The organism is Amycolatopsis aidingensis, assembly GCF_018885265.1.
Classification (GTDB): Bacteria; Actinomycetota; Actinomycetes; order Mycobacteriales; family Pseudonocardiaceae; genus Amycolatopsis; species Amycolatopsis aidingensis.
The window spans coordinates 6038721-6065601 of the sequence record NZ_CP076538.1; the positions used below are offsets into that span (position 1 = coordinate 6038721).

Here is a 26881-nt window from a genome sequence, read left to right on the forward strand (position 1 = left end):
ACCGGTATAACTATCACAGGAAGGTGTGCGGGTGCACCCCGGCCTAACGTAGCCCGAGCTCGCGGGCGATGAGCATCCGCTGGACCTCGCTGGTGCCCTCGCCGACCTCGAGGATCTTGGCGTCCCGGTAGAAGCGGCCGACCGGGAACTCGTTCATGAAGCCGTAGCCGCCGAAGATCTGGGTCGCCTCGCGCGCGTTGTCCATCGCCGCGTTCGATGCGGCCAGCTTGGCGATCGCGGCCTCCTTCTTGAACCGCTCGCCGCGCAGCATCCGCGCCGCGGCGTCGTAGTAGGCCAGCCGGGCGGTGTGCGCGCGCAGCTCCATATCGGCGATCTTGAACTGGATCGCCTGGTACTCCCCGATCGGCCTGCCGAAGGCCTCCCGCTCGCCGACGTAGCGCAGGCACTCGTCAACACAGCCCTGGGCGAGACCGACGCCAAGCGCCGCGATCGCGATCCGGCCCTCGTCCAGGATGGAAAGGAACTGGGCGTAGCCGCGGCCACGCTCGCCGAGCAGGTTCGCCTCCGGCACCCGGCAGTCGTCGAAGGAAAGCTCGTGGGTGTCCGAGGCGTTCCAGCCGACCTTGGAGTACTTCGGCGCCACGGTGAAGCCGTGGGTACCGGAGGGCACGATGATGGTGGAGATGTCCTTACCACCGTCCGCACGCTGCCCGGTCACCGCGGTGACGGTGACCAGCCGGGTGATGTCGGTGCCGGAGTTGGTGATGAACGACTTGCTGCCGTTGAGCACCCACTCGCCGTCCACCAGCTTCGCCGTCGTGCGGGTGGCACCGGCGTCCGATCCGCCACCGGGTTCGGTGAGCCCGAAGGCGCCGAGCGCCTCGCCGGAGCACAGTGCGGGCAGCCACTCCCGCCGCTGCTCCTCGGTGCCGAACCGGTAGATCGGCATCGCGCCCAGCGACACCCCGGCCTCCAGGGTGATCGCCACCGAGGAGTCCACCCTGCCGAGTTCCTCCAGCGCGAGGCACAGCGCGAAGTAGTCCCCGCCCATGCCGCCGTACTCCTCGGGGAACGGTAGGCCGAACAGGCCCATCCCGGCCATTGTGGACACCAGGTCGTATGGGAACTCCTCGCGCTCGTAGTACCCGCCGATCACCGGGGCCACCTCGGACTGCGCGAACTCCCGGACGGTTTTGCGCAGCTCCTCGTACTCGTCGTCCAGCCGGAAATCGATCATCACTTCTCCTCGGGTGGGGTTACCACGGCAAGCAGTTCCTCCAGCGCGACCTGTTGGCCGGCCTGGACGTGCAGGGCACTGACCACGCCGTCCACCGGCGCGGTGATGGTGTGCTCCATCTTCATCGCCTCCACCACGAGCAGCGGCGCCCCCGCGCTGACCTGCTCGCCCTCGGCGACCTTGACCACCAGCACGGTTCCGGGCATGGGGCTGGTGAGCCGCCCGGTCCCGGCGACCTCGCCCTGGGTGGCGAGCAGTCGCGGCCACTCCCCGATCAGGAAGCACCGCCCCTCCCTGGCCAGCCACAGGCCCTGCGGGCCCCGCACCCGCCGGTAGCGGCGGAACGCGCCCGCGTAGTGCAGGTCGAGGGAGTCGCCAGCCTCGCTCCAGCGGGCGGAAACCGGCGCGGGTTCGCCCTCGTCCATGGTCACCATGGCCTGCTCCGGCTGACCATCCAGCCGCAGCACGGCCTCGGTCTCCCCGCAGCGCAGCCGGAACACGACCCCGCCGGGTGCGCCGAGCCGCCAGCCGGTCGGGTTCTCCCAGGGGTCCACGACCGGCCCCGCGGGCTGGAGCGCCAGCAACTGGTCCAGCGCGGCCGCGACGAAGAACTCCGCGGGCACCGCCGCATCCGCCAGCGTGCCGATCCGGCGCTCGACCAGGCCGGTGTCCAGCTCCCCAGCCCGTACCCGCTCGTCGGCGAGCAGTGCGCGCAGGAAGGTGACGTTCGTCGGCACCCCGAGCACGGCGGTCCCGGCCAGCGCGCGGTCCAGCCGGTGCAGCGCGGCGGCCCGGTCCGGCCCCCAGGCGATCACCTTGGCCAGCATCGGGTCGTAGGACGAGCCGACCACGGTGCCCGGCCGCATCCAGGAGTCCACCCGCACGCCGTCGCCTGCCGGCTCGGCCAGCGCGAGCACCGTGCCTCCGGTGGGCACGAAACCCTTGGCGGGATCCTCGGCGTAGACCCTGGCCTCCACCGCGTGCCCGTCCAGCTGTACGTCCTCCTGCGCCAGCGCCAGCGGTTCCCCCGCCGCCACCCGGACCTGCCACTCCACCAGGTCCAGCCCGGTCACCATTTCGGTCACCGGGTGCTCCACCTGCAGGCGAGTGTTCATCTCCATGAAGAAGAACTCGCTCGCGTCGGTGGCGGAGACGATGAACTCGACCGTCCCGGCGCCGCGGTAGCCGACCGCACGCGCGGCCTCCACCGCGGCGGCGCCCATCCTGGCCCTGGTTCCGGCGTCCAGCAGGGCCGAAGGTGCCTCCTCGATGATCTTCTGGTGCCGCCGTTGCAGGCTGCACTCCCGCTCGCCGAGATGGATCACCCCGCCGTGGCCGTCGGCGAGCACCTGGATCTCGATATGCCTCGGGGTGGTGACGAACCGTTCCAGCAGCAGGGTGTCGTCCCCGAAGGATGCCTTGGCCTCCCGCCGCGCGGACTCCACCGCGGCGGCGAGGCCGTCCGGGGACTCCACCAGCCGCATACCCTTGCCGCCCCCACCGGCGGAAGGCTTGAGCAGCAACGGGTAGCCGACCTCGGCGGCGGCCTCGGCGATCGCGCCCGCCGGGATGTCCACATCGGACTTTCCAGGCACCACGGGAACTCCAGCCGCGGACACCGTGGCCTTGGCCCTGATCTTGTCGCCCATCGCCTCGATCGCCTCGGCTGGCGGGCCGATGAACACCAGTCCCGCCTGCGCGCAGGCGCGGGCGAACCCGGCGTTCTCGGCGAGGAAGCCGTAGCCGGGGTGCACGGCCTGCGCCCCGGTCTCCCGTGCCGCGGCGACGATCGCCGTGCTGTCGAGGTAACTGCGGGCCGCCTCGGCCGGGCCGATCCGCACCGCGAGATCGGCATCGTGCACATGCCGCGCGTCGGAGTCGGCGTCGCTGTAGACCGCGACCGAGCGGATGCCCATCCGCCGCAGGGTGGCGATCACCCGTACCGCGATCTCCCCGCGGTTGGCCACCAGAACCGTGTCGAACATATTCTCGCTCACATCCGGAAAACGCCGTAGGAAACCGGATCCAGCGGCGCGTTCGCCGCCGCCGAGAGCGCGAGCCCCACCACCGTGCGGGTGTCCGCCGGGTCGATCACCCCGTCGTCCCACAGCCGCGCGGTGGAGTAGTACGGGCTGCCCTGCTCCTCGTACTGAGCGCGGATCGGCTCCTTGAAGGCCTCCTCCTCCGCGCTGGACCACTCCTCGCCGCGTGCCTCGATGGCGTCCCTGCGCACGGTGGAAAGCACCGAGGCGGCCTGCTCACCGCCCATCACCGAGATCCGGGCATTCGGCCACATCCACAGGAACCGGGGCGAGTAGGCCCGCCCGCACATCGAGTAGTTGCCGGCGCCGAAGGATCCGCCGATGATCACGGTCAGCTTCGGCACCCGCGCGCAGGCCACCGCGGTGACCATCTTCGCGCCGTGTTTGGCGATCCCGCCGGCCTCGTAATCCTTTCCGACCATGAATCCGGTGATGTTCTGCAGGAACAGCAGCGGGATCGAGCGCTGGTCGCACAGCTCGATGAAGTGCGCTCCCTTCATCGCGGACTCGGCGAACAGCACGCCGTTGTTCGCCACGATGCCGACCGGGTGGCCGTGCACCTGGGCGAACCCGGTGACCAGGGTGGCGCCGTACTCCTTCTTGAACTCGGCGAACCGGCTACCGTCCACGATCCGGGCGACCACCTCGCGCACGTCGTAGGGGGTGCGCGAGTCGGTCGGCACCATGCCGTAGAGCTGCGCCGGGTCCACCGCGGGCTCCTCGACAGGCAGCACCTGCCACGGCCGGGGCGGGCGGGGGCCGAGGGTGGAGACGATGGATCGCACGATCCGCAGCGCGTGCGCGTCGTCGGTGGCGAGATGGTCGGTGACCCCTGAGGAGCGGGCGTGCACGTCCCCGCCGCCGAGTTCCTCCGCGGTGACCACCTCACCGGTCGCGGCCTTCACCAGTGGCGGGCCGCCGAGGAAGATCGTGCCCTGCTCGCGCACGATCACCGCCTCGTCGCTCATCGCGGGGACGTAGGCGCCGCCCGCGGTGCAGGAGCCGAGCACGGCGGCGATCTGCGGGATGCCACGGGCGGACATGGTGGCCTGGTTGTAGAAGATGCGGCCGAAGTGCTCGCGGTCCGGGAACACCTCGTCCTGCCGGGGCAGGAAGGCCCCGCCGGAGTCCACCAGGTAGATGCACGGCAGGTTGTTGTGCAGCGCGACCTCCTGGGCGCGCAGATGTTTCTTCACGGTGATCGGGTAGTAGGTGCCGCCCTTCACCGTGGCGTCATTGGCCACGATCACGCATTCCCGCCCGGACACCCGGCCGATGCCGGTGATGATGCCGGCCGACGGCGCCTCATCGGAGTACATCCCGGTCGCGGCGAGCGGGGACAACTCGAGGAACGGTGATCCGGGATCCAGCAGGGCGTCCACCCGGTCGCGGGGCAGCAGCTTGCCGCGTTCCACGTGCCGGGCGCGCGCCTTCTCCGAACCGCCCTGGCGCGCCAGCGCAAGCCGGGCGCGCAGGTCCGCGGCCAGCTCGGCATGGGCGGCCTCGTTGCGGGCGTAGGCCTCGGTTCCGGGGTCGGCGGAACTGGCCAGCACCGGCCGGTCCGCTACGCCTCCTGACAAGGCACAGCCTCCCCTCGTCCTCCAAAGCAGGGTAAACGGAAAGCCAGGTTAGCAGCCGTTAACTCCACTAGGGATGTTAGCGACCGCTAACCTGGCTGTCCACCGGAGGACGCGGGCAGAGAATCAGCCCGTGGCGCCGTTCAGGGCGGGCAGGTAACCGAGCGCCTGCCCCTCCTGGTTCGGGTGATAGGACTCGACGATCGGCCAGGTCAGGCTGTTCAGCCACCAGTCGTCAGAGCAGATGCCGTGCCCGGTGAACGGTCCGCGCAGGTCCACGAAGGTGAGCCCGGCCGCGGCCACCCGCTGCCGGGTGACCTCGGCCAGCGTGTCCGCGGCCGAGTTGATCGCGGCCCGCTTGGTCTCGCTCAGCCCGACGCTGCAGGAGCCGTCCAGCTGGTAGAGCCGCGGGTAGCCCAGCACGATGATCTCCGCGTTGGGCGCCCGGTCCTCGATCGTGTCGTAGACGTTGTCCAGCAGGCCCGGCAGGGTGCCGTGGACGTAGTCCTTGGCCTCCTCGATCCGGTCAAGGCAGGTCTGGTCCGAGCCGAGGGTGCAGGTGGTGATCACGTCGGTGAAGCCGGCGTCGTTCCCGCCGACCGAGATCGTGACCAGTGTCGTGCCGGCATCCAGCCCGCCGAGCTGGTTGTTCAGCACATCGTGCGTCCGCGCACCACTACAGGCGGCGAAGGTGAGAGCTGCGCCGTGCGCATCGGCCCACAGCCGCGGGTAGGCGTTGGCGCTGCGCATGCAGGACCCGGAGTCGCCGTAGTCCCCGGCGCCGGTTCCGGACGAGTAGGAGTCACCGAGTGCGACGTAGTCCTCGGCTGCGGCTTCGTGCGCCACCGCCGCGGAGGACAAGCCGAGCAACGCCAGCACGGCGACCGAGAGCAGGACGAGGGATCTGGTTGCGGGCAGTTGTGTTCTGGGCAGTCGGGACTGTGCAGGGAGCGGCCTCATGACGACCCTTTCGATGAAGCGTTGAAGCCTGGATAGAAATACCAGTTGATTTGTCAACAAGAAAGGATCAACCGTCCCCGTAACCCGGTTGGTGCAGAACTTACGTCGCAATGGCCGTAGCCGGGGTCACCTATAGTTAGCGATCGCTAACCAGAACCTCTACGATGAGGCGATGCCGCCGAACCCCGACCCGCTCGTGAACGGCGAGAAGGCGAACCGCCGCGAGCAGATCCTGGCCGCCGCGGCCGAGCTCTTCGCCCGGCACGGGTTCCACGGCGTCGGCATCGACGACATCGGGGCGGCGGTCGGCATCTCCGGGCCCGCGCTGTACCGGCACTTCCGGAGCAAGGACGCCATGCTCGGCGAGATGCTGAGCTCGATCAGCAGGTTCCTGCTCGAGGGCGGCAAGGCCAGGGCCGAGCAGGCGGACCAGGCGGAGAACGCGCTGGCCGAGCTGGTCCGGTTCCACGTGGACTTCGCCCTGCGGCATCCGGCACTGATCACCGTGCAGGAGCGGAATCTCGCCAACCTCACCGATCCGGACCGCAAGCAGGTGCGCGCGCTGCAACGGCGGTACGTCGAGGTGTGGGTGGAGGCCATCCAGTCGGCGGTGCGTGACCTGGACGAGGCACGTGCCCGCTCCGCCGCGCACGCCGTGTTCGGGCTGATCAACTCCACCCCGCACAGCAGGCACCTGCCGGACGAGGAGCTGGCCGGGCTGCTCGGGCGGCTGGCGCTGGGTGCCCTGCACGCCGCGCGCTAGTTCGTGGGTAAGAAGGCGCGCGGTCGCCGCACCACCTCAGGCAGCCACCTTCTCAACCAGCGTCTAGCAGACCCGCTCCCGGCATGCGGCCGGGCCTACGGCCATATCACTGAGGTCGGCACTGGTGTTTGATAGGCACGTGCAGCCCCACCACAGCGAGGAAGAACCGCGACTCGTCCGGAAAGCGCAGCGCGCGCTGCTCGCCATGCGCCTCGGCCAGGACGCCGAGGCGCTGCGGCAGGTCGCCCCTTCGGCGACCGAGCCTGCGCACCGGTCGACCGAGACGCAGGACCTGATGCTGTTGCTGTTCGGCGAATGCAGCGCGATGGTGGCAGCCCTCAGCGATGGCGGAACCGCCCCGGTCAAGGTCCAGGTCTTCGATTCCGAGGGCGCGGAGGTCTCCATCGACCAGGCCGAGCCGCCGGTCCGCACCGCGGTGCGGACGCTGCTGGCCGAGGTGCACGGCAACACCGAGGCCGCAGCGGAACAGGTCGAGATCGCACTGGCCAACGCCGCTCCGGAGGAGGTGGACAGCCTGCTGCTGCAGGCGCTGCGCTGGACGATCCGGCTGTCCACCGAGTGCCTGGAACGCGAGCTGCCGATCACCGACTGGATCGCCGAGGCACTCACGGACTGAGGGCCCGCCCGCCAGCGCGACTCCGGGTCGTACGGTCGTGTGCGTAGGCCCGGATGCCGCCTGCGGCACGACGACGCGACCCCGAACCCGGCCCGATCCTGAGTTCCGTCAGAACACGGCGGATCTCGGGAGGCGGCATGGCATGGCGGTTACGACGGCGCGGGCGGCGGTGGCTGCTGTTCGCGCACGTGGTGAGCTCGGTGGGCTGGATCGGAGTCGAGGTTTCCATCCTCGGGCTCGGTGTGGTCGGGCTGACCAGTTCGGATCCGGCCACGATCCGCAGCAGCCAGGTCGCCATCGGCCTGCTCGGCGGCACCTTCTACCTCCCGGCTAGCCTGCTCGCGCTGGTCACCGGCGTGCTGCTCGGCCTTGGCACCAAGTGGGGGCTGGTGCGGCACTACTGGGTGCTGGCCAAGCTGGTGCTGACGGTGGCGCTGTTCCTCGGCGGGAACCTGGCGGTGATGCCCGAACTCGTCGCGGGGGCGCGGGCCGCGGCCAGGGGCGAGCTCGGTTCCGGCCAGGTGATCGCGGTGACCGCGATGAGCGCGGGGCTGACCCTGCTGCTGATCGCCACCCTGCTGTCCATCTTCACCCCATGGGGTAAGTCCCGCTGGCATCCGGACCGGCGGCGGCGTCACGAGCCGGCCGTGGTGGCTGCCGGCGGGTAGGCTGCCGGTCGATGGGCTCCCTGCGCAGCGTGGTCGATCGCGTCGGCCCCACCCTGCTGCACGCGGTGTACCTCCCGGAGCAGGGTCCATCGGTCGCCGACGTGGTGATCGCCGAACCGGGCTCGCCTGGGCAGCTCGCCGCGGGCGATCTGGTGCTCGCGGTCGCGGTGACCGAGCAGGCCGAGGCCGTGGACCTGCTGCGGCACAGCGCCGAGCGAGGCGCGGCCGCGGTGCTGCTCAAACAGCCGCTGGCCGAGGCGCAGCCGATCCGCCGGGCGGCGCGAACCGCGGGAATCGGGTTGATCGGTGTCCGCGCGGCCACGTCCTGGGCGCAGCTGGTGTGGTTGCTGCGCACGGTGCTGGACGCGATCACCGACGAGTCGGAGGCACTGGACGAGGGCGCGGGCCCGGGTGCGGGAGACCTGTTCCGGCTGGCCGACGCGGTCGCGTCGGTGGTGGACGCGCCGGTGACCATCGAGGACACCAACTCCAGGGTGCTGGCCTACTCGGCGCGGCAGGACCTCACCGATCCGGCCAGGGTGTCCACCATCATGGGCAGGCGGATCCCGGACGACGTGCTGGCGAAGTTCCGCTCCCGCGGGGTGTTCCGGGACCTGTCCAGGGGCAGGCAGACCATCTTCGTGCCCGCGCAGCGGGACGGCACGCTGCCGCGGCTGATCGTGCCGATCCGGATGGGCGGTGAGCTGCTCGGCTCCATGTGGGCGGTGGTGTCCGGGCCGGTCTCCGAAGAGCGTTCCGCCGCCTTCGCCGACGCCGCCCCGGTGGTCGCCCTGCACCTGCTGCGCCGCAGGGCGCATGCGGACGCGCAGCGCCGGGCCTCGGCGGAGCTGCTACGCGCGGTCCTGCAGGGCAAGGCGAGCCCGCGCACCGCCATGGCCGAGCTGGGCCTCGAGGAAGGGCCGCACCGGGTGGTGGTCATCGACACCGCGGGCGGGGACACCCCCGGCGGCGAGGGGCTGCGGCTGGCGTTGCTGGAGCGGATCTCCCAGGGCATCGGCCGCAGGCCGGTCGCGGCCGATCTGGGCGGGCTGCTGTACGCGGTGGTGCCGGAGGACGGCGGCCCCGGCGGCTGGCCAGAACTACGCGCGGCCCTGGCGGCCACCCCGGCCGAGGGCGAGGACGAGTTACGCGTGGCCGCGGGCGGCGCGGTCGAGCTCGGCGAGCTGGCCACCTCACGGGTGCAGGCCGAGGAGACCCTCGGGTTGCAGCGGGCCGGGATCGTGGCGGGCAGGGTCGCCGGGTTCGACGAGGTGTGGACGGCGCTCACCCTGCACCGCGCGGCCACGGCGGCGGCAGCCGCGCGGGTGACCGAGCTGGGGCCGCTGGCCGCGATCCGGGCGCAGGACGAGTCCGGCGGCACCGGTTATGTGGAGACGCTGTACGAGTGGCTGCGGCATCCCGGCGATCCGCGGGCCGCCGCACGCGCCCTGCGGATCCACCCGAACACCCTGCGGTACCGGATGCGCAAACTGCTGGAGCTGGTCCCGCTGGACCTCGAGGACCCGGACGTCCGCATCGCCCTGCTGACCCAGCTCATCACCACCCGCTGGTCCTGACTGCGATTGGACCGAGGGAACCATGGTGAACGGGGAAGATTGTTGTGACGGCACGATGACACCGCCGTCCGGGTGGTTCACCGTGGGCGGTAACACCACGAAAACACTCACAGCAACACCCCAGTGACACCCCCAGTAGCTCAGCAGGAGACAACCGTGCGTATCGCCGTCCCTCGGGAGATCAAGAAGCATGAGTACCGGGTCGCGCTGACGCCGGCCGGAGTGCACGAGCTGACCCGCCGTGGCCATGACGTGTTCATCGAGACCGGCGCGGGCGTCGGTTCCTCGATCAGTGACGAGGAGTACCTTTCCGCGGGCGCGAAGGTGCTCGCCACGGCCGAGGACACCTGGGCCGAGGGCGAGATGGTGCTGAAGGTCAAGGAGCCGATCGCGGAGGAGTACCCGCGGTTGCGCGCCGACCAGGTGCTGTTCACCTACCTGCATCTCGCCGCCGATCGTGCGCTGACCGAGGCGCTGCTGTCCGCGGGCACCACCGCGATCGCCTACGAGACCGTGCAGACGGCCGACGGCGCGCTGCCGCTGCTGGCGCCGATGTCCGAGGTCGCGGGCAGGCTCGCCGCGCAGGTCGGCGCGCACTCGCTGCTGAAGCCGAGCGGTGGCCGCGGCGTGCTGCCAGGGGGCGTGCCCGGCGTGCACCCGGCCAGGGTGGTGGTGATCGGCGGCGGGGTCGCCGGCCTGAACGCGGCCCGGATCGCGCTGGGTCTCGGCGCGGACGTCGAGGTGCTGGACACCAACGTGGACCGGCTGCGCCAGCTGGACAACGACTTCGGCGGCCGGATCCGGACGGTCACCTCCAACTCGCTGTCGCTGGAGCAGGCCGTGGTCGAGGCCGATCTGGTGGTGGGCGCGGTGCTGGTGCCGGGCGCGAAGGCGCCGAAGCTGGTCTCCAACGAGCTGGTTGCCCGGATGAAACCGGGCAGCGTGCTGGTGGACATCTCGATCGACCAGGGCGGCTGCTTCGCCGACTCCCGGCCGACCACCCACGACGAGCCGACCTACCGGGTGCACGACTCGGTGTTCTACTGCGTGGCGAACATGCCGGGGGCGGTGCCGCGGACCTCGACCTACGGCCTCACCAACGTGACCCTGCCGTACGCGGTGCAGCTGGCCGAGCACGGCTGGAAGGCCGCGCTGGATGCGAACCCGAGCCTGGCCAAGGGCCTGAACACGCATGCGGGCGCACTGGCCAACGAGCCGGTCGCCCAAGCGCACAACCTGACCTACACGCCCGTGAACTAGCACCCACACCCCGAAACGGGCCGGTGAGCACTCGCTCACCGGCCCTTCTGCATAACGGGACCGTGGGAGCGCCGCCGAAGGGGACCGACCACAAAAGGGGCGGCCCGCTCAACCAGCCTGGGGGTCACTGGGAGCGGGCCGCCGAGTTCCATTCTAAGCAGTAACGGGCGGAGTTCGCTCGCTGGGGGCCCAAAGTTGCGCAGATTTTTTCGGGACTCAGGCGTCCCGGGGGAGGCTCCTCGGGCAATCGTCCGCCTGCCACACCACATGCCGAAGAATCATCGGACGAGCTCGACCATTGCCGAATGAGCTTCAGATCGGGGTGTGGCGAAGGTCGCGGGCGGGGGACACGCCGGGAACCACGGGCGGGCCTCGTCCGTCCGAGGGTGCCGTACGGCAGGATGGCGCACGTTCGATCAGCGATGGAGAGCGAGGGGGTCGGTATGCACGACGGCAGTGGCCGGATAGTGGTGCAGAACCTCACCAAGCAGTTCGGGGCCGTCACGGCGGTACAGAACCTCAGCTTCACGGTGGAGCCGGGTTCGGTGACCGGCTTCCTTGGGCCCAATGGGGCAGGCAAGACCACGACACTGCGGATGCTGCTCGGCCTCGTCACCCCCACCGCGGGCGTCGCGACGGTGAACGGGCGGCGGCACGACCAGCTGGGTAACCCGGCGACGGTGGTCGGCTCGGTGCTGGAGAACGAGGGCTTCCACCCCAAGCGCACGGCGCGCAACCACCTGCTGGTCTACGCCGCCGCGATCGGGGTCCCGGACCAGCGGGTCGAGCAGGTCCTCGGGCTGGTCGGGCTCACCCCGGCCGCCAACCGCAAGGCGGGTGAGTTCTCGCTGGGTATGCGCCAGCGGCTGGCGCTGGCGACGGCCCTGCTCGGCGACCCCCAGGTGCTCGTGCTGGACGAACCGGCCAACGGCCTCGACCCGGAGGGCATCGCCTGGCTGCGGACCTTCCTGCGCTCCTACGCCCAGCAGGGCCGCACGGTGCTGGTCTCCAGCCACCTGCTGGCCGAGGTCGAGCAGACCATCGACCAGGTGGTGATCATCAGCCACGGGATGACCAGGTACTACGGTTCGCTTGATCAACTGCGCGGCAGCCAGGCCTCCCGGGTGCTCGTGCAACCCGCCGACGCGAACGCACTGGTCACGGCGCTGCGCGAGAACGGCTTCAGCCAGGTCGAGCCGACCCAGGATGGCCGGGTGGCGGTCACCGGGGCCACCACCCAGCAGATCGGCGATCTGGCCTCCAAGGCCGGGATCGCGGTGTACGGGATGCAGGAGGAACGGGCCGACCTCGAGCGGCTGTTCTTCCAGCTGACCAGCGGCCAGTACGCCGGGGCGCAGCTGCCACCACAACAGCAGCAGTACCAGCAGCCACCGCAGCAACCGCCGCAGCAGGGCGGCTGGGGTGGCCCACCGCCGGGCGGGCAGCCACCGCAACAACAGGGTTACCAGCAAGGTTGGGGAGGTCCGCGCTGATGGGCCGGTTGATCAAAGCCGAGTTCCGCAAGACGCTCACGCTGAACGCCTGGTGGGTGCTGATCATCCCGCTGGTGCTCGTGGCGTTCTGGATGTCCTATGGCTGGGGCTCGGCGACCAACGACTTCGTCGACTACATCGGCAGCGGCACGGCGGCCGAGATCGCGGCGGCCATCGGACTGGATCCCGGCGAGTTCCCGGTGGGGCTGCTGGCGATCGCGCACGGGGTGAACATCGCCCAGCTGATCCCGGCCATCTTCGGGGTGTTCGCGCTGGCCGGCGAGTACCGGAACAAGACCATCACCACCACGTTCCTGACCGCGCCGAACCGGGTGTCAGCGCTCAGCGCGAAGATGATCACCTACATCGTCTGGGGCGCGATGTACGGCGTGCTCAGCTTCGGGGTCGCCGCGCTGGCCACCCTGGTGACGGTGGACGGGGACCGGATGCCAAGCGGCGGGCAGTGGCTGGCCGCGCTCGGCGGCACGATCCTCGCCTACATCCTGGTGACCCTGTTCGGGATCGGGGTCGGCGCGGTGCTGAACAAGGTCACCCTGGCGGTGATCCTGCTGCTCGGCTACATGCTGGTGCTGGAGAACGTGCTGGTGCTGATGCTGTGGACCACCACCGACGTGCTCGGCGGGATCCTGCCGAACGGCACGGCGAACGGCATCGTCGGCGGGATCGCGGCGGACGCCTTCAAGCTGGACTCGCTGAACCTGCCGGACAACGTCGACAACGTGGACAAGCTGGGATTGCAGCTCGCGGCCGGTGCTCCGGGCGTGTTCTCCTGGTGGGCCTCGGCGCTGATCTTCTTCGCCTGGACGATGCTCTTCTTCGCCGGAGCCTGGGCCGCCAACCAGCGCAAGGACATCACCTGAGCCGACGTGCGCAGGCTGATCGCGCATAGCCTGGCGGGGTGACCGAGGCCAGTACCGTCCCACCCCGCACCCGCGAGCAGCCGCCATCCCGGTCGCGGCCACCGGCGGCGGAAACCCGGCAGCCGGGGTGGATCCGGCGGCTGGCCGCGGCCTGCTGGCGGCATCCGGTGCTGGTCGTGCTGGCGCTGGGTGCCGCCATCCTGGGCACCGGCCTGCAGGCGGGGGCCCCGCTGCTGGTCAAGACGGCGGTGGACGACGCCGTCGCCGGGCGGACGGCGAACCTCGGCTGGTTGGCGCTCGCGCTGGTCGGGCTGCAGCTGGTGACCTTCGGCGGCGCCTTCGCCCGGCGCTACCTCGGCGGCAGGCTGGCCCTTGACGTGCAGCACGACCTGCGCCGCGCGGTGTTCGGCGCGGTGTCCCGGCTGGACGGCGGGAAGCAGGACTCGCTGCGTACCGGGCAGGTCGCCTCCCGGGCGATCACCGACCTGCAACTGGTGACCGGCATCCTCATGCAGGTGCCGCTCTCCGCGGGCTCGGTGGTCTTCGTGCTGGTCGCGCTGGTGGCGATGCTGGCGCTGTCCCCGGCGCTCACCCTGATCGCGCTGGTCGTCGCGCCCGCGGTGGCCATCGTGGTGGCGGTGAGCAGGCGCAGGCTGTTCCCGGCCACCTGGTCGGCGCAGCAACGTGCCGCGGACCTGGCGCAGCACGTCGAGGAGACGGTCACCGGGGTCCGGGTGGTCAAGGGCTTCGGCCAGGAACGGCGTGAGGTCGGTCACCTCGCCAGGGCGGCGCGCCTGCTGTTCGGCGAGCGGATGCGCTCCGCGCGGCTGTCCGCGGTGCCCACGGCGACCACCTCCGCGCTGCCGGGCGCAGGCCAGGTCGCCGTGCTGGGCTTCGGCGGGCTGCTGGTGATGCAGGGGCAGATCAGCCTCGGCACCTTCCTGGCGTTCGCGACCTACATCACCGCGCTGATCGGCCCGGCGCGGATGCTGTCCAGCCTGATCGTGCAGGCCCAGCTCACCAGGGCCGGCGCGGAGCGGGTGTACGAGCTGATCGACGCGCAGCCGGAGGTCAGGGACCGGCCGGGCGCGCTGCCGTTGCCGGACGGGCCGCTGGAGATCGAGTTCGCCGACGTCCGGTTCGGCTACACCCGCTCCGACCCGGTGCTGGACGGGCTGTCCCTGCATGCCCGCCCCGGCGAGACGCTGGCGCTGGTCGGCACCGCGGGTTCCGGCAAGTCCACGGTGTCCCTGCTGCTACCCCGGTTCTACGACCCGCACTCCGGTTCGGTCCGGCTCGGCCGGCCCGGCGCCGGCACGGACCTGCGCGAGCTGCGGCTGGCCGAGCTGCGCGCCGCCATCGGGGTGGTGTTCGAGGAGGCGTTCCTGTTCTCCTCCTCGGTGCGGGACAACATCGCCTACGGCAGGCCGGACGCGAGCGAGGAGGAGATCATCGCCGCGGCGCGGGCCGCGGAGGCACACGAGTTCATCACCGAGCTCCCTGACGGTTACGACACCCTGGTCGGCGAGCGCGGGCTGACCCTGTCCGGCGGGCAGCGGCAACGGCTCGGGCTGGCCAGGGCGCTGATCACCGACCCGAGGGTGCTCATCCTCGACGACGCGACCTCGGCCGTGGACACGGTGACCGAGGCCGCCATCCACGACACCCTGCGCGCGGTGACCCGGACCAGGACGACCGTGCTGATCGCGCATCGCCGTTCCACCCTGGCGCTGGCGGACCGGGTCGCGGTGCTGGACGCGGGCCGGGTGGTGGACGTCGGCACGGCCGCCGAGCTGGAAGCCCGCTGCCCGCTGTTCCGGGATCTGGTCTCCGGGCCGGGGGACAGCCTGGACGAGGTGCGGCGAAGGGCGCCGGAAGCGCCGGACGAATCCGGCATCACCCCCGCGCTGTGGCCGGGCACCGGCGACGGTGCCGAGGAGGCCGACGAGGGCGGGGAGCCGGCCGGGATCGCGGGGAACCGGCAACCCCTGGCCACCGGCCTCCCTGGTCGGGGCGGGCCGCGTGCCTCCGGGGAGGTCCCGCCGACCCCTGAGCTGATCGAGGGGGTGCGCAAGCTGCCCCCGGCGCGGGACGCCCCGGAGCTGGGGCCGGTCGACCCGGCCGCCCCCGATCCGGGGTTCCGGCTTGGCAGGCTGCTGCGGCCGGTGCGCGGTCTGCTCGCGCTGGTGGTGCTGCTGGTCGGGCTGGACGCGCTGGCCACTATCGCGCTGCCCGCCCTGTACCAGCGCGGGGTCGACGACGGGGTGAGCACCGGCGCGGCCTCGGTGGTGCTGCTGCTGGCCGGGCTCGGCGCGCTGGTGATCGCGATCGACTGGGTGGTCATCGCCGCCCGCACCCGGTCCACCGCCAGGGCCGGGGAGTCCGTGCTGTATCTGCTGCGCGTGCGCAGCTATGCCCACCTGCAACGGCTCGGGCTGGACTACTACGAGCGCGAGCTGTCCGGCAAGATCATGACCCGGATGACCACCGATGTGGATGCGTTGTCCACCTTCCTGCAGACCGGGCTGGCCGACGCGGTGGTCAGCGTGCTGACCCTGACCGGGATCGCGGCCGCCCTGCTGATCACCGACGCGACCCTGGCGCTGTACGCGCTGGCGGTGCTGCCGGTGCTGGTGGTGGCGACGGTGATCTTCCGCAGGCTGGCCTCGGCGGCCTATACCGAGGCGCGGGAGCGGGTCAGCCTGGTGAACGCGGACATGCAGGAGAACGTCACCGGGCTGCGGGTGGCGCAGGCCTACCGCAGGGAGGAGCGTTCGGCGCAGGCCTTCGCCTCGCGCAGCGATGCCTACCGGCGCTCCCGGTTGCGGGCACAGCGCTATGTCGCGACCTATTTTCCGTTCGTGGCGATGCTGTCCGGGGTGGCCGAGGCGGTGGTGCTGGTCGCGGGCGCGCACCGGGTGGCCGCCGGCACGCTGACCCCGGGTGTGCTGCTGGCCTTCCTGCTGTACCTCGGCATGTTCTTCTCCCCCATCCAGCAGCTGTCCTCGGTGTTCGACGGCTACCAGCAGGCGAAGGTCGGGCTGCGCCGGATCGGGGACCTGCTGCGCACCCCGACCTCGGTACCGCAGGCGGCCGACCCGGTCGGCGTGCCTGCCCGGCTGCGCGGCGAGGTGGCCCTGGACCGGGTGGACTTCCACTACCCGGGGACCGAGACACCCGCGCTGGCGGAGGTGTCGATGGACGTGCCGGCGGGCTCGACCGTGGCGCTGGTCGGCGCCACCGGCGCTGGCAAGTCCACCGTGGTCAAGCTGGTCGCCAGGTTCTACGACGTGACCGGCGGCGCGGTCCGGGTGGACGGGGTGGACGTGCGGGACTACGACCTGGCCGGGCTGCGCGGCAGGCTGGGCGTGGTCGGGCAGGAACCGCACCTGTTCTCCGGCACGGTGGCCGAGAACATCCGGTACGGGCGCCCATCGGCCACCGACGCCGAGGTGGAGGCTGCGGCACGTGCGGTGGGCGCGGTGGACGGCATCGCGGCCCTGCCGGCCGGCTTCCGGCAGGAGGTCGGCGAGCGGGGCCGGTCGCTGTCCACTGGCCAGCGCCAGCTGGTGGCGCTGGCAAGGGCCGAGCTGGTGGACCCGGACATCCTGCTGCTGGACGAGGCGACCGCGGCACTGGACCCGGCGACGGAGACGGCGGTGCTGCGGGCCACCGAACGGCTCACCACGCGGCGCACCACCTTCGTGGTCGCGCACCGGCTCGCCACCGCGGCCCGTGCCGACCGGATCGTGGTGCTCGACCACGGCCGGATCATCGAGCAGGGAACCCACCGCGAGCTGCTGGCCGCCGACGGCCACTACGCCCGGCTGTGGCGGCTCGGCGACGGTGGTATGGAATAGCGGCTCGGGGCGGGTTCAGTCGTCCTCGTCCGCTTCTTCCTCGTGCAGGTAGCCTCGCTCGATGGCCGTCATGACGAGCGTTGCGAGCCGCAGCGCTGCCTGCCAGTCGGACCGATCGAGTTCCGGATAGCTTTCCCGTACCGGGTCCGGGATCTCCGACTCCTCGGCCCGGTTCAGGATGTCGGAAACCAGAATGCCGTGGTCCTTGATCGCCGGTCCCACCGCGCGCCGGTCCCCGAACAGCGGCACATCTCGCACGCCGATCCGGCCGACCGCGGCCACGTTGTCCTCGGTTTCCGAGCCATAGGCCAGCAGGGCATCGGTCAGCTCGCCGGTCAACGAGGACGTGGGAGTGTCGCCGTTCGCGCGAATCGCGTGCAGGGCGGCGAGAAACCGGTCCTTCGCCGGATTCGGTTCGGTCATTTCCTGATCCTCGTGATGACGATGTCCTTCACCTTGCTGTTGAACTCCTCGAGCTTTTCGGCACTGACCGCGTAGCGCCCCGGCTCATTCGTCGGCTTGAGCTCGAAACCTTGCTCCTTCAGCCAGGCGCGCGTTCCCTGCTCCGCATGGATCTCCAGCTTGTGGGTGTAGTTCTTGGCCTGCCCGAGGGTACGTGGATCGACCGTACCCTGATCCCCGATCCACTTCGGGTTCCGGTGGTGCGGCTCCGGCTTGGGAGTGAGCTTGTTCCCCGCTTCCCGCGCGGAATCGGCCTCCGCCTGGCTGCCGTAACGCTCGAAGATCTCGTGTGTGCACTTCCCCTTTTTCTTCTTGCCCATCAACCCGAGCGGGTCGACAAGCTCGAGCGGGTTGCCGACATAACCGTGCGGGTTGGGTCCACCGAGCAGCCCCAGCGGGTCGTTGCTCTGGTACCGGCCGGTCGAGGCGTCGTAGTACCGGAAGTAGTTGTAGCTGAGCCCGGACTCGCTGTCGAAGTACTGGCCGGGGAACCGTAACGGCATCGGACCCGCTGCCTGCCCGGAGCCGACGTGCTCGCCCCACAGGCTGGCCTGCGACCGCCAGACCGGATTGCCCCCGGTGTCGAGCATTTCCGCCGGTGCCCCGAGATGATCGGAGATGATCGAGTAGAACCGCTCGTCGATCCACTCCTGCGGCGCGTTCCGTGCCGACCGGCGTTCCACCTGCGCGACGACCTCGGTGCCGTCCGGATGCCAGTCCCAGGTGATGGTGCTGCCCGTGCTGTCGGCCTGCTCGACCAATGTGGTGCCGTCCCAGGTGAAGTCGACCTGTTCCGCCACCGTGCCGTCGGCCGCCAGCCGTTGCTTCGCGATCCGGCGGCCGAGGGGATCGTAGCGGTACCGCCACCGGGTCCCTTCCGGCGTCGTCACCGAGGTCAACCGGTCCTCGGCATCCCACTCGTAACGCCAGGTGTCCGGCTTCGCGGAGAGCCGCTTGCGTTGCCGCAGCACCACCCTGCCCTGCGCGTCGTAGCTGTAGCGGACGTTGCCCGCCTGTCGCAGCAACGTGCCCTCGTACTCCCGCATGCCCTGGGTGTCGCCGCCGCCGGGCCAGGATCCGCTGGTCAGCTGCCCCGCCGCGTCATAGGCATACTGCTCGGCCCACCGCGGACCGCGCACGGCGGTGACCCTGCCCGCGCTGTCCAGGTCGAACGTCCGCGCTCCGGCGAGGCGGTCCTCGATCGTGGCCAGCATCCCGTCGGCCCGGTAGCCGTAACTGCGCCGCTCGATCAGCCGGGGCTGCCGGGCGGGACCCGTCATGGCCGTCGCCACCGTGGACACCGTCTGCGCCTGCAGGCGACCACCGCGGTCCCAGGTCTGCGCGAGCACCGTGCCGGTGTCCAGCAGCCGCTCGATCTCCCGCCCCGCCGGGTCGTATCCGAAGGTCAGCACGCGCCCGGCTGAATGCAGCGCCACCGGACGGGAACCGGCGTCGTAGTCCCACCTGCTGTGCGCCCCTGCCGGGGTCCGCCTGCTCACCTTGCGGCCGACCGCGTCGTAGCCGGAGGCCACCACGCGCCCGTTGACCGACTCGCTGGTGACCCTGCCCAGCGCGTCGTACTCCATGACGACCTCGGCATCGGCGTTGGCTGCCCGGCGCATCCGGCCGGCCGGGTCGTACTCGAACGTCGTGGCGGAGCCGCTGTCGTTCTCCCTGCGGACGATGTTTCCCCTCGCGTCCCGCACCAGCCGCACGGTCTGCCCCGCACCGTTGGTCCGCGCGGTCAGCGCACCGGCCGGATCGTAGGCGTAGCTGAGGTTCCGGCCGTTGAAGTCCACCTCACGCACCAGGCGCCCGGCCGCGTCGTAACCGTAGTGCCAGGTGTGTCCCCGTGGATCCGTCACGCTGGTCAGCCGCATCTCGGTGTCGTAACCGAACTCGGTACGCGAACCGTCGGGACCGATCTGCGTCACGGGCAGGTCGAGATGGGTGAAGACGGTGCGGGTGGTCTGACCCATCGCATCGGTGAACGTGACCTGGTTGCCCTCCGCGTCGTGCGACCACCGCTCGGTGGCACCGTCCGGGGTGACGCGCCACGCCGGTCTGCCCTCGACGGTCCAGCCGAGGCGGGTCACGCAGCCGAGCGGGTCGGTCACCATGGCGGGCCTGCCGAAGGCGTCCCTCGTGAACGAGGTCACCGCGCCGAACGGGTCGGTGACCCTGACCGGCAGGCCCGCGGGGTCGTTGTCGATCCTGCGGGTGCTGCCCAGTTCGTCGGTGACCGCGGCGAGGTGCCCGCGCTCGTCGTACTCGAAGCGGCTGACACCGCCGAGCGGGTCGATCGTCGCCGTCCGCCGCCCGCGCTCGTCGTACTCGTGCCGCCAGCACGCCCCGTCCGGCTCGGTCACCGAGGTCGGCAGGTTCAGCTCGTTGTACTCCGCCAGTGCCCGCGCCCCGTCCGGATAGGTGATCGCGGTGACGTTGCCGGCCTCGTCGTACTCGAAGCGAGTGGTGTTTCCCAGCTGGTCGACGTAGCTCAGCAACTGGTCGTGGTGTGCCCACTCGCGCCGGATGACCCCGCCGAGCGGATCGACCTCGCGGACGATCTGGTTGCGTTCGTTCATGTGGTACGTGGTGACCGCGCCGAGCGAGTCGGTGTGGGTGGTGATCCGCTGCGCCCGGTCGTACTCGAAGGTCCCCGCGAGGTAGCCGCCGGAGCCCTCGGTACGCACGCACCGGCCCTCGCCGTCGTAGGTGTAGGAGTACCAGTGGCCGTTACGGTCCTCCCACCGGGTGATCCGCCCTGCCGGGTCGTAGCTGAACCGCATCGCCTGCTCCGAGGAGTTCAGCACCTCCACCAGCCGCCGGGCGTCGTCGTAGCGGTAGCGCGCCAGCACGATGTCCTGCCCGTGCCCGTCATGCAGCCGGAGCCCGGTGACGAGCCCGGCATCGGTGTCGACAAGGACCCGGTAACCGCCAGTGTGCCGCAGCTCGGTCGGCGTCCCCGCGCCGTCGTACCGGAACTCGACCTCGTCCCCGGCGCGGTTGGCGACGGCGACGAGTGGCGCGACGGTCACCCCGTTGCCCTCGTCCCGCGGAGCCCCGAACCGGAGGATCCGGCCGTCCTCGGGATCGAGGATCCGGTATCCGCCTCCCTCGGCGCGGGAAAGCGGCCAGCGGGCACCCTCGCGCGGGTAGACCGGTTCCGCGGTGTCCGGCGGGGTGGGATAGGCCAGCAGCGCGCCGTCCTCGGCCGCGAAATACAGCCCGTCCCCTTCGATCTCCAGGCGCTGGTCCAGCGTCGAAGCCCAGGACCGGCCGAACCGGCGACCCACGCGGTAGGAGGACACATGGGTGCGGTTCACCAGAAGCGGCAACACGCCGGTGAGCGCGACGTCGGTCTGGGCCATGACCATCTCGCCGGAGACGACATCGATCGGGTCGTCCTTACAGACGCGCTTGTCCTCCTGCGCGGACTTGCCCTTCGGGTCCTTGTCGACCTCGGTCCGGACCGAGTCGCCGTCCTGCCGGGGACGCCCGTCCGGGCTCCTGCCGGACGGGCCGGTCGTCCCCGTCCCGTCCGGCGAGGACGAGGACGGTGCGGTGCCGTCCGGTTTCGAGCCGGCCGAGGGCGGGTCCGCCACCGTCGTACCGCTCGGCGAGGTCGCGCTGGAAGGGGTGGTACCGCCGTCCGGGGACTTCACCGTCGGGGTGTCCACCTTGGGTGCGTCCACCCCGGACGGGGTGGTGGAGCCGCCGCCACCGATCTTGCGGCCCAGCTTGGCCAGCTTCTCGATGATTTCACCGAGCTTGTCCACTATCTTGCGGATCCGCGGGGTCACATTGCCGATGGTCTTGACCAGCTTGCGGATCAGCTCGGAGATCCGGTTGATCGCCTTGGTGATCGCCGTGGTCGCCTGCACCGCGATCAGCGGGGTGGCGAAGCCGAGGGTGCCCGCGGCCTCCAGCGCCCAGGTGATCAGCTTGCCGACCAGCTCGGCCACCAGGTCGCGGACGATCTCGCGGACCGCGGCGACCACGGTGCCCATGATCATCACGCCGGCCGAGATGCCGTCGGCGAGGGTGGCGGCCCCGGCGATCGCGTCGGCCTGCTCGGCCGCGGCGCCCCGATAGGCATCGGCCCCGTCGCCCGTCCAGCCCGCGGTGCCGTTATTCGCCTCGTTGCCGAGGTCCCCGGCGATGGCCTTCACCTCGGCGGCCACATTGGCCCAGGTGTCGCTGAAGGACTGGATCACCGGCGGGTCGCCAGCCAGCCAGTCCAGCGCTTCCTTCAACGGCTCGACGTGCTCGATCAGCCAGGAAACCCCGTACTGCAGCAGGGTGCCGACCGGGTCGACGACCAGTGACAGCACCTCGAGACCGGTGCCGACCGCGCCGAGCCCGGCCTCCACCCAGGAACCGTCCGAGACCCCGTTGGCGAGGTCCGTGGCCGATTCGGCGATGCCGATCCCGGTCACCGCGGTCGTCTGCGACTGGGCCTCGGCGACCAGCGGGTTCCCCTCGGGCATTATCCCGCACCCCCGGTCTTGCCGATCACCGCGGCGGTCTCCTCCTCATGCGCGGTGTAGGTCGCCGAGGCGTCCCGCACCTTGCCCGCCATCTCGCTGATCGACTCGGCAGCCTTGCGCAGCGCCTGCACCCCCATCTGCTCGAACGGGTCGAGCAGCAGGGCGAACGGCTGGCAGATCACGCCGTAGGCGCTGTTGTCCATGGTCACCTGCTGGGCTGCCGACACCGCCGTGTCCATCCGCTCGGCGAAGCCGTCCACCTTGCCCGCATGCGTGTCCAGCTCATCGCTCAGGACCTCGTAGCCCTTGCCCATTCGTCAACCCCTCCAGTGCGTAACCCCAGTGAATGCCGGCGTCGCGGTCAGTCGCGGCGCAGGAACGTCTGGTCGCCGAAGTCCTCGTCGTCATCGGCGGGGCCGCTGCCGGACCCGCGGCTGCCGCGACCGGGCGGCGGCGCGGGCCTGCCCGGCGGCTGTTGCGCGGCCTCCTCGGTCTCCTCGTTCTCCACCCGCAGCTGCCTGCCGGGCGCCTCCGGCCCCGACGGCTCGTCCTCCTCCGGCTCGGCAGGGAACTGCTCCCGCGCGGTGGCCAGGATGTGCTGGGTGGTGCTGTCCGCACCGACCGTCTCCGCGGTGATCTCGCGCAGCCGTTCCGGGTACTTCGACTGCGCCTTCTGCATGGCCCGCAACACGTTCGCGGCGATCTCGTCCGGGCTCATGTTCCGCACGGCCTCGGTCATCCGGACATCCGTTGGCAAGCCGTTGTGACCGACCGTCACACTGACCGCACCGGAAGCGACCGACTCGGTGATCGAGATCTGCTCGACCTGCTGCTGCATCCGCTCGTAGCGCTGCGCCTTGTCGGCGGCGTTGCGCTCCCAGTCGTCGACCATTCGTTCGATATCCGAAAGATCGGCCACGTCACACCCCTCCAGTCAGCGACCCCAGCGGACTCTCACCGCAAAGACGGTCTACCGAGAGTACCGGTTCCCGGAAGGGTCACCTAATCGATTCAGTCCCCCGTGCCCGGTTCCCCGGTGTGGGGTTGACCGAGTTCGCTGACACTGAGCCACGCGAGGGGGTTAGCCTGGTAAGCGCGCAGTTGGACACGGGTGTCACGGCCTGACCACCCGTGTCCTCCCACGCGCAGGCAACATCCACAGACACCAGATCGAGTATGGATAGAGGCGAGTCTCTGCCGTGTCCAGCAGCAGCCCTGCGTCACAGTTCGGCCCCAACGAATGGCTCGTCGAGGAAATGTACGACCAGTTCCTCGCCGACCCCTCCTCAGTAGATGCCGCCTGGCACGACTTCTTCGCCGACTTCACCCCGACGCAGGCCGGGCAGTCGACATCGACCCCGTCGGGTGAGACGAGCACCGCTTCGTACAACGGTCAGGGCCCGGCCGCGCCGGCACGACCCGAGCCGCAGCAGCAGGCGCCAGCCGAACAGGCCCGGCCCGCCCAGCAGGCGCCGGCGAAGGAGCAGCCCAAGGCGCAGCCCGCACAGCCCAAAGCGACGCCGGCCAAGCAGGCCCCGGGTTCGGGGAGTTCGGGAAGCTCCGCGGCTTCGGACGAGACCGAGCGCAAGGCCCTGCGCGGTGCTGCGGCGGCGATCGCGAAGAACATGGACGCCTCGCTGAGCGTCCCCACCGCGACCAGCGTGCGGGCGGTCCCTGCCAAGCTGATGGCCGACAACCGGATCGTGATCAACAACCACCTCAAGCGGACCCGGGGTGGCAAGATCTCCTTCACCCACCTGATCGGCTACGCGATGGTCCGCGCGCTGCACCAGTTCCCGAACATGAACCGGCACTACGAACTGGTCGACGGCAAGCCGCACGCGGTCAGCCCGGAGCACATCAACCTCGGCCTCGCCATCGACATGAAGGGCAAGGACGGGTCTCGCACCCTGGTCGTGGCGTCCATCAAGAACACCGAGAACATGACGTTCCTGCAGTTCTGGCAGGCGTACGAGGACATCGTCCGCAAGGCGCGCAACAACAAGCTCACCGCGGACGACTTCGCGGGCACCACCATCTCGCTGACCAACCCCGGCGGCATCGGCACCAACCACTCGGTGCCGCGGTTGCAGTCCGGCCAGGGCGCGATCATCGGCGTCGGCGCCATGCAGTACCCGGCCGCGTTCGAGGGCACCAGCGAGAAGACCCTGATCGACCTCGGCGTGAGCAAGATCATGACGCTCACCTCGACCTACGACCACCGGATCATCCAGGGTGCCGAGTCCGGTGAGTTCCTGAAGCGGATCCACCAGCTGCTGCTCGGCGAGGACCGCTTCTACGACGACATCTTCACCTCGCTGCGGCTGCCCTACGAGCCGGTGCGCTGGGTCGAGGACATCCCGGAGGGCGCCGTCGACAAGACGGCCAGGGTGATCGAGCTGATCGAGGCCTACCGGATGCGCGGCCACCTGATGGCCGACACCGACCCGCTGAACTACCGGCAGCGCAGGCACGAGGACCTGGACGTGCTCTCGCACGGGCTCACCCTGTGGGACCTGGACCGGGAGTTCGCGGTCGGCGGGTTCGCCAGCCAGGAACGGATGAAGCTGCGCGACGTGCTCGGCGTGCTGCGCAACTCCTACTGCCGCACGGTGGGTATCGAGTACACGCACATCCTCGATCCGGACGAGCGGCGCTGGATCCAGGACCGGGTGGAGATCCCGCACGACAAGCCCGACCCCGCGGTGCAGAAGTACGTGCTGTCCAAGCTGAACGCGGCCGAGGCCTTCGAGACCTTCCTGCAGACCAAGTACGTCGGGCAGAAGCGGTTCTCCCTCGAAGGTGGCGAAACGGTGATCCCGCTGCTGGACACCGTGCTGGACAAGGCGGCCGAGCACGAGCTGGACGAGGTCGTGATCGGCATGCCGCACCGCGGCAGGCTGAACGTGCTCGCCAACATCGTCGGCAAGCCGATCGCGCAGATCTTCCAGGAGTTCGAGGGCAACCTGGACCCGGGGCAGGCGCACGGCTCCGGGGACGTCAAGTACCACCTCGGCGCCGAGGGCAAGTACTTCCGGATGTTCGGTGACGGCGAGACCAAGGTGTCGCTGGCCTCCAACCCCTCGCACCTGGAGACCGTGGACCCGGTGCTGGAGGGCATCGCCAGGGCCAAGCAGGACATCCTGGACAAGGGCGGCGAGGGCTTCACCGTGCTGCCGGTGCTGCTGCACGGGGACGCGGCCTTCGCCGGGCAGGGCGTGGTCGCCGAGACGCTGAACCTGGCGCTGCTGCGCGGCTACCGCACCGGCGGCACCGTGCACATCATTATCAACAACCAGGTCGGCTACACCACGGCGCCGGAGAACGCCCGGTCCACGCAGTACGCAACCGATGTGGCGAAGATGATCGGGGCACCGGTCTTCCACGTGAACGGGGACGACCCCGAGGCGGCGTACTGGGTGGCCCAGCTCGCGGTGGACTACCGCCAGGCGTTCAACAAGGACGTCGTGATCGACATGATCTGCTACCGGCGGCGCGGGCACAACGAGGGCGACGATCCCTCGATGACCCAGCCGGGGATGTACGACATCATCGACACCAAGCGCAGCGTGCGTAAGACCTACACCGAGTCGCTGATCGGTCGCGGGGACATCTCCGTCGACGAGGCCGAGGCCGCGCTGCGGGACTTCTCCAGCCAGCTCGAGCACGTCTTCAACGAGGTGCGGGAGCTGGAGAAGCACCCGATCACGCCCAGCCCCTCGGTGGAGGAGGAGCAGCAGGTGCCGGCCAAGGTGCCGACCGCGGTCACCAGGGAGGTGGTGGAGCGGATCGGCGACGCGTTCGTCAACCTGCCGGAGGGCTTCACCCCGCACCCGCGGGTCAAGCCGGTGCTGGAGCGGCGGTACAAGATGACCCGCGAGGGCGGCATCGACTGGGCCTTCGGCGAGCTGCTCGCCTTCGGCTCGCTGGCGATCGAGGGCAGGCTGGTGCGGCTGTCCGGGCAGGACTCCCGGCGCGGCACCTTCACCCAGCGGCACTCGGTGCTGATCGACCGCAAGACCGGCCAGGAGTACGCGCCGCTACAGCACCTTGCGGAGAACCAGGGCCGGGTGATGATCTACGACTCGGCGCTTTCGGAGTACGCGGCCGTCGGCTTCGAGTACGGCTACTCGGTCGCCAACGCGGAGGCGCTGGTGATGTGGGAGGCGCAGTTCGGCGACTTCGTCAACGGCGCGCAGACCGTGATCGACGAGTACATCTCCTCCGGTGAGGCGAAGTGGGGGCAGCTGTCCGATGTGGTGCTGCTGCTGCCGCACGGGCACGAGGGCCAGGGTCCGGACCACACCTCGGGCCGGATCGAGCGGTTCCTGCAGCTGTGCGCCGAGGGCTCGATGACGGTGTCGGTCCCCTCCACCCCGGCGAACTACTTCCACCTGCTGCGCAGGCACGCCCTGGACGGGGTGAACCGGCCGCTGGTGGTGTTCACCCCGAAGCGGCTGCTGCGCGACAAGCTGGTGAAGTCCGAGGTCGCCGACTTCACCGACCAGTCGAAGTTCCTCTCCGTCATCGACGACGACGGGGTGGACCCGGCCAAGGTCCGCAAGGTGCTGCTGACCTCCGGCAAGCTGTACTGGGAGCTGCTGACCGAGCGCGGCAAGCGGGAGATCGACGACGTGGCGCTGGTGCGGGTCGAGCAGTACTACCCGCTGCCGAAGAAGAAGCTGCAGGCCGCGGTCGAGCGGTACGCGAACGCCAGGGAGATCATGTGGGCCCAGGAGGAGCCGGAGAACCAGGGCGCATGGCCCTTCTTCGGGCTGAACCTGCCCCGCAAGCTGCCCGAACTGTTCGGTGGGCTCCAGGTGGCCGCCCGCCGCCCGATGGCGGCCCCCTCGGCGGGCTCCTCCAAGGTGCACGACGTGGAGCAGAAGGCGCTCATCGACAAGGCCTTCAGCTGATCGTGGGTGCGCCGGACGGGGTGGGCACCCCGTCCGGCGCATGTGCACGCAGCGCGCCCGGACCGCTACAGTGGTCCCCATCCCGCGCGTCGCTGTC

General features: G+C 70.4%; 17 protein-coding genes. 9 read left to right on the forward strand and 8 right to left on the reverse strand.

Annotation, left to right across the window (positions count from 1 at the left end):
• Nucleotides 1-43: 43 nt before the first annotated feature.
• The 4 genes from KOI47_RS27500 to KOI47_RS27515 all read right to left on the reverse strand — a co-directional run bounded on the left by KOI47_RS27500 (nucleotide 44) and on the right by KOI47_RS27515 (nucleotide 5777).
• Complete coding sequence (locus tag KOI47_RS27500; protein WP_216209312.1) at nucleotides 44-1198, reverse strand: acyl-CoA dehydrogenase family protein; 1155 nt, start codon at nucleotides 1196-1198, stop codon at nucleotides 44-46.
• On the reverse strand, nucleotides 1198-3183 hold the full coding sequence (locus KOI47_RS27505; protein ID WP_216209314.1) for an acetyl/propionyl/methylcrotonyl-CoA carboxylase subunit alpha: 1986 nt from the start codon (nucleotides 3181-3183) through the stop codon (nucleotides 1198-1200). Before KOI47_RS27505 ends, KOI47_RS27500 begins: the two co-directional genes overlap by 1 nt.
• 8 nt (nucleotides 3184-3191) lie before the next feature.
• Nucleotides 3192-4820, reverse strand: a complete 1629-nt coding sequence (locus KOI47_RS27510) for a carboxyl transferase domain-containing protein (RefSeq protein WP_216209316.1) — start codon at nucleotides 4818-4820, stop codon at nucleotides 3192-3194.
• A 123-nt stretch (nucleotides 4821-4943) separates the two neighbouring features.
• Nucleotides 4944-5777 (reverse strand): SGNH/GDSL hydrolase family protein, encoded by an 834-nt coding sequence (locus KOI47_RS27515; protein WP_216209317.1) that lies wholly within the window; start codon nucleotides 5775-5777, stop codon nucleotides 4944-4946.
• Nucleotides 5778-5949: 172 nt separating this feature from the next.
• Between KOI47_RS27515 and KOI47_RS27520 the strand changes: the two genes are divergently transcribed.
• From KOI47_RS27520 to KOI47_RS27555, 8 genes are all read left to right on the forward strand, one after another.
• Nucleotides 5950-6540, forward strand: a complete 591-nt coding sequence (locus tag KOI47_RS27520; RefSeq protein WP_216209319.1) for an SACE_7040 family transcriptional regulator — start codon at nucleotides 5950-5952, stop codon at nucleotides 6538-6540.
• A 139-nt stretch (nucleotides 6541-6679) separates the two neighbouring features.
• On the forward strand, nucleotides 6680-7177 hold the full coding sequence (locus KOI47_RS27525) for a hypothetical protein (RefSeq protein WP_216209321.1): 498 nt from the start codon (nucleotides 6680-6682) through the stop codon (nucleotides 7175-7177).
• Nucleotides 7178-7314: 137 nt separating this feature from the next.
• Nucleotides 7315-7845 carry a hypothetical protein gene (locus tag KOI47_RS27530; protein WP_216209322.1) on the forward strand — a complete coding sequence of 177 codons (531 nt, stop codon included), beginning with the start codon at nucleotides 7315-7317 and terminating at the stop codon, nucleotides 7843-7845.
• An 11-nt stretch (nucleotides 7846-7856) separates the two neighbouring features.
• Entirely contained in the window at nucleotides 7857-9422 is a 1566-nt protein-coding gene (locus tag KOI47_RS27535) for a PucR family transcriptional regulator (protein WP_216209324.1), read from the forward strand.
• 156 nt (nucleotides 9423-9578) lie between these two features.
• Entirely contained in the window at nucleotides 9579-10682 is a 1104-nt protein-coding gene (gene ald / locus KOI47_RS27540) for an alanine dehydrogenase (protein WP_216209326.1), read from the forward strand.
• A gap of 443 nt (nucleotides 10683-11125) precedes the next feature.
• Nucleotides 11126-12175, forward strand: coding sequence for an ABC transporter ATP-binding protein (locus tag KOI47_RS27545; RefSeq protein ID WP_216209328.1), 1050 nt, complete (start codon nucleotides 11126-11128; stop codon nucleotides 12173-12175).
• Complete coding sequence (locus KOI47_RS27550) at nucleotides 12175-13056, forward strand: ABC-2 transporter permease (RefSeq protein ID WP_216209330.1); 882 nt, start codon at nucleotides 12175-12177, stop codon at nucleotides 13054-13056. Before KOI47_RS27545 ends, KOI47_RS27550 begins: the two co-directional genes overlap by 1 nt.
• Nucleotides 13057-13094: 38 nt before the next feature.
• Complete coding sequence (locus KOI47_RS27555; protein ID WP_216209332.1) at nucleotides 13095-16916, forward strand: ABC transporter ATP-binding protein; 3822 nt, start codon at nucleotides 13095-13097, stop codon at nucleotides 16914-16916.
• A gap of 15 nt (nucleotides 16917-16931) precedes the next feature.
• Here the strand turns inward: KOI47_RS27555 and KOI47_RS27560 are convergent, their stop codons facing one another.
• From KOI47_RS27560 to KOI47_RS27575, 4 genes are read right to left on the reverse strand one after another with little or no spacing between them, the layout of a single operon-like run.
• Nucleotides 16932-17339, reverse strand: a complete 408-nt coding sequence (locus KOI47_RS27560) for a DUF433 domain-containing protein (protein WP_216209334.1) — start codon at nucleotides 17337-17339, stop codon at nucleotides 16932-16934.
• Nucleotides 17336-21868, reverse strand: coding sequence for a DUF6531 domain-containing protein (locus KOI47_RS27565; protein WP_216209336.1), 4533 nt, complete (start codon nucleotides 21866-21868; stop codon nucleotides 17336-17338). The genes KOI47_RS27560 and KOI47_RS27565 overlap by 4 nt, the downstream gene beginning before the upstream one ends.
• A complete protein-coding gene (locus tag KOI47_RS27570; RefSeq protein ID WP_216209338.1) occupies nucleotides 21868-22182 on the reverse strand; it encodes a type VII secretion target in 315 nt (104 codons plus the stop codon). Before KOI47_RS27570 ends, KOI47_RS27565 begins: the two co-directional genes overlap by 1 nt.
• A gap of 47 nt (nucleotides 22183-22229) precedes the next feature.
• Entirely contained in the window at nucleotides 22230-22787 is a 558-nt protein-coding gene (locus KOI47_RS27575; RefSeq protein ID WP_216209340.1) for a YbaB/EbfC family nucleoid-associated protein, read from the reverse strand.
• Nucleotides 22788-23067: 280 nt separating this feature from the next.
• On the opposite strand from KOI47_RS27575, the gene KOI47_RS27580 reads away from it, so the two are divergent.
• Nucleotides 23068-26784 (forward strand): multifunctional oxoglutarate decarboxylase/oxoglutarate dehydrogenase thiamine pyrophosphate-binding subunit/dihydrolipoyllysine-residue succinyltransferase subunit, encoded by a 3717-nt coding sequence (locus tag KOI47_RS27580; RefSeq protein WP_216209342.1) that lies wholly within the window; start codon nucleotides 23068-23070, stop codon nucleotides 26782-26784.
• The last annotated feature ends 97 nt before the right edge of the window (nucleotides 26785-26881 follow it).

Excerpts from the sequence above, each read along its gene's own strand:
- KOI47_RS27550 (WP_216209330.1), top strand. The coding sequence starts at position 12,175 with ATGGGCCGGTTGATCAAAGCCGAGTTCCGCAAGACGCTCACGCTGAAC.
- KOI47_RS27530 (WP_216209322.1), top strand. The coding sequence starts at position 7,315 with ATGGCATGGCGGTTACGACGGCGCGGGCGGCGGTGGCTGCTGTTCGCG.
- KOI47_RS27520 (WP_216209319.1), top strand. The coding sequence starts at position 5,950 with ATGCCGCCGAACCCCGACCCGCTCGTGAACGGCGAGAAGGCGAACCGC.
- KOI47_RS27505 (WP_216209314.1), bottom strand. The coding sequence starts at position 3,183 with ATGTTCGACACGGTTCTGGTGGCCAACCGCGGGGAGATCGCGGTACGG.
- KOI47_RS27565 (WP_216209336.1), bottom strand. The coding sequence starts at position 21,868 with ATGCCCGAGGGGAACCCGCTGGTCGCCGAGGCCCAGTCGCAGACGACC.
- KOI47_RS27560 (WP_216209334.1), bottom strand. The coding sequence starts at position 17,339 with ATGACCGAACCGAATCCGGCGAAGGACCGGTTTCTCGCCGCCCTGCAC.
- KOI47_RS27515 (WP_216209317.1), bottom strand. The coding sequence starts at position 5,777 with ATGAGGCCGCTCCCTGCACAGTCCCGACTGCCCAGAACACAACTGCCC.
- KOI47_RS27535 (WP_216209324.1), top strand. The coding sequence starts at position 7,857 with ATGGGCTCCCTGCGCAGCGTGGTCGATCGCGTCGGCCCCACCCTGCTG.
- KOI47_RS27570 (WP_216209338.1), bottom strand. The coding sequence starts at position 22,182 with ATGGGCAAGGGCTACGAGGTCCTGAGCGATGAGCTGGACACGCATGCG.
- KOI47_RS27545 (WP_216209328.1), top strand. The coding sequence starts at position 11,126 with ATGCACGACGGCAGTGGCCGGATAGTGGTGCAGAACCTCACCAAGCAG.
- KOI47_RS27500 (WP_216209312.1), bottom strand. The coding sequence starts at position 1,198 with ATGATCGATTTCCGGCTGGACGACGAGTACGAGGAGCTGCGCAAAACC.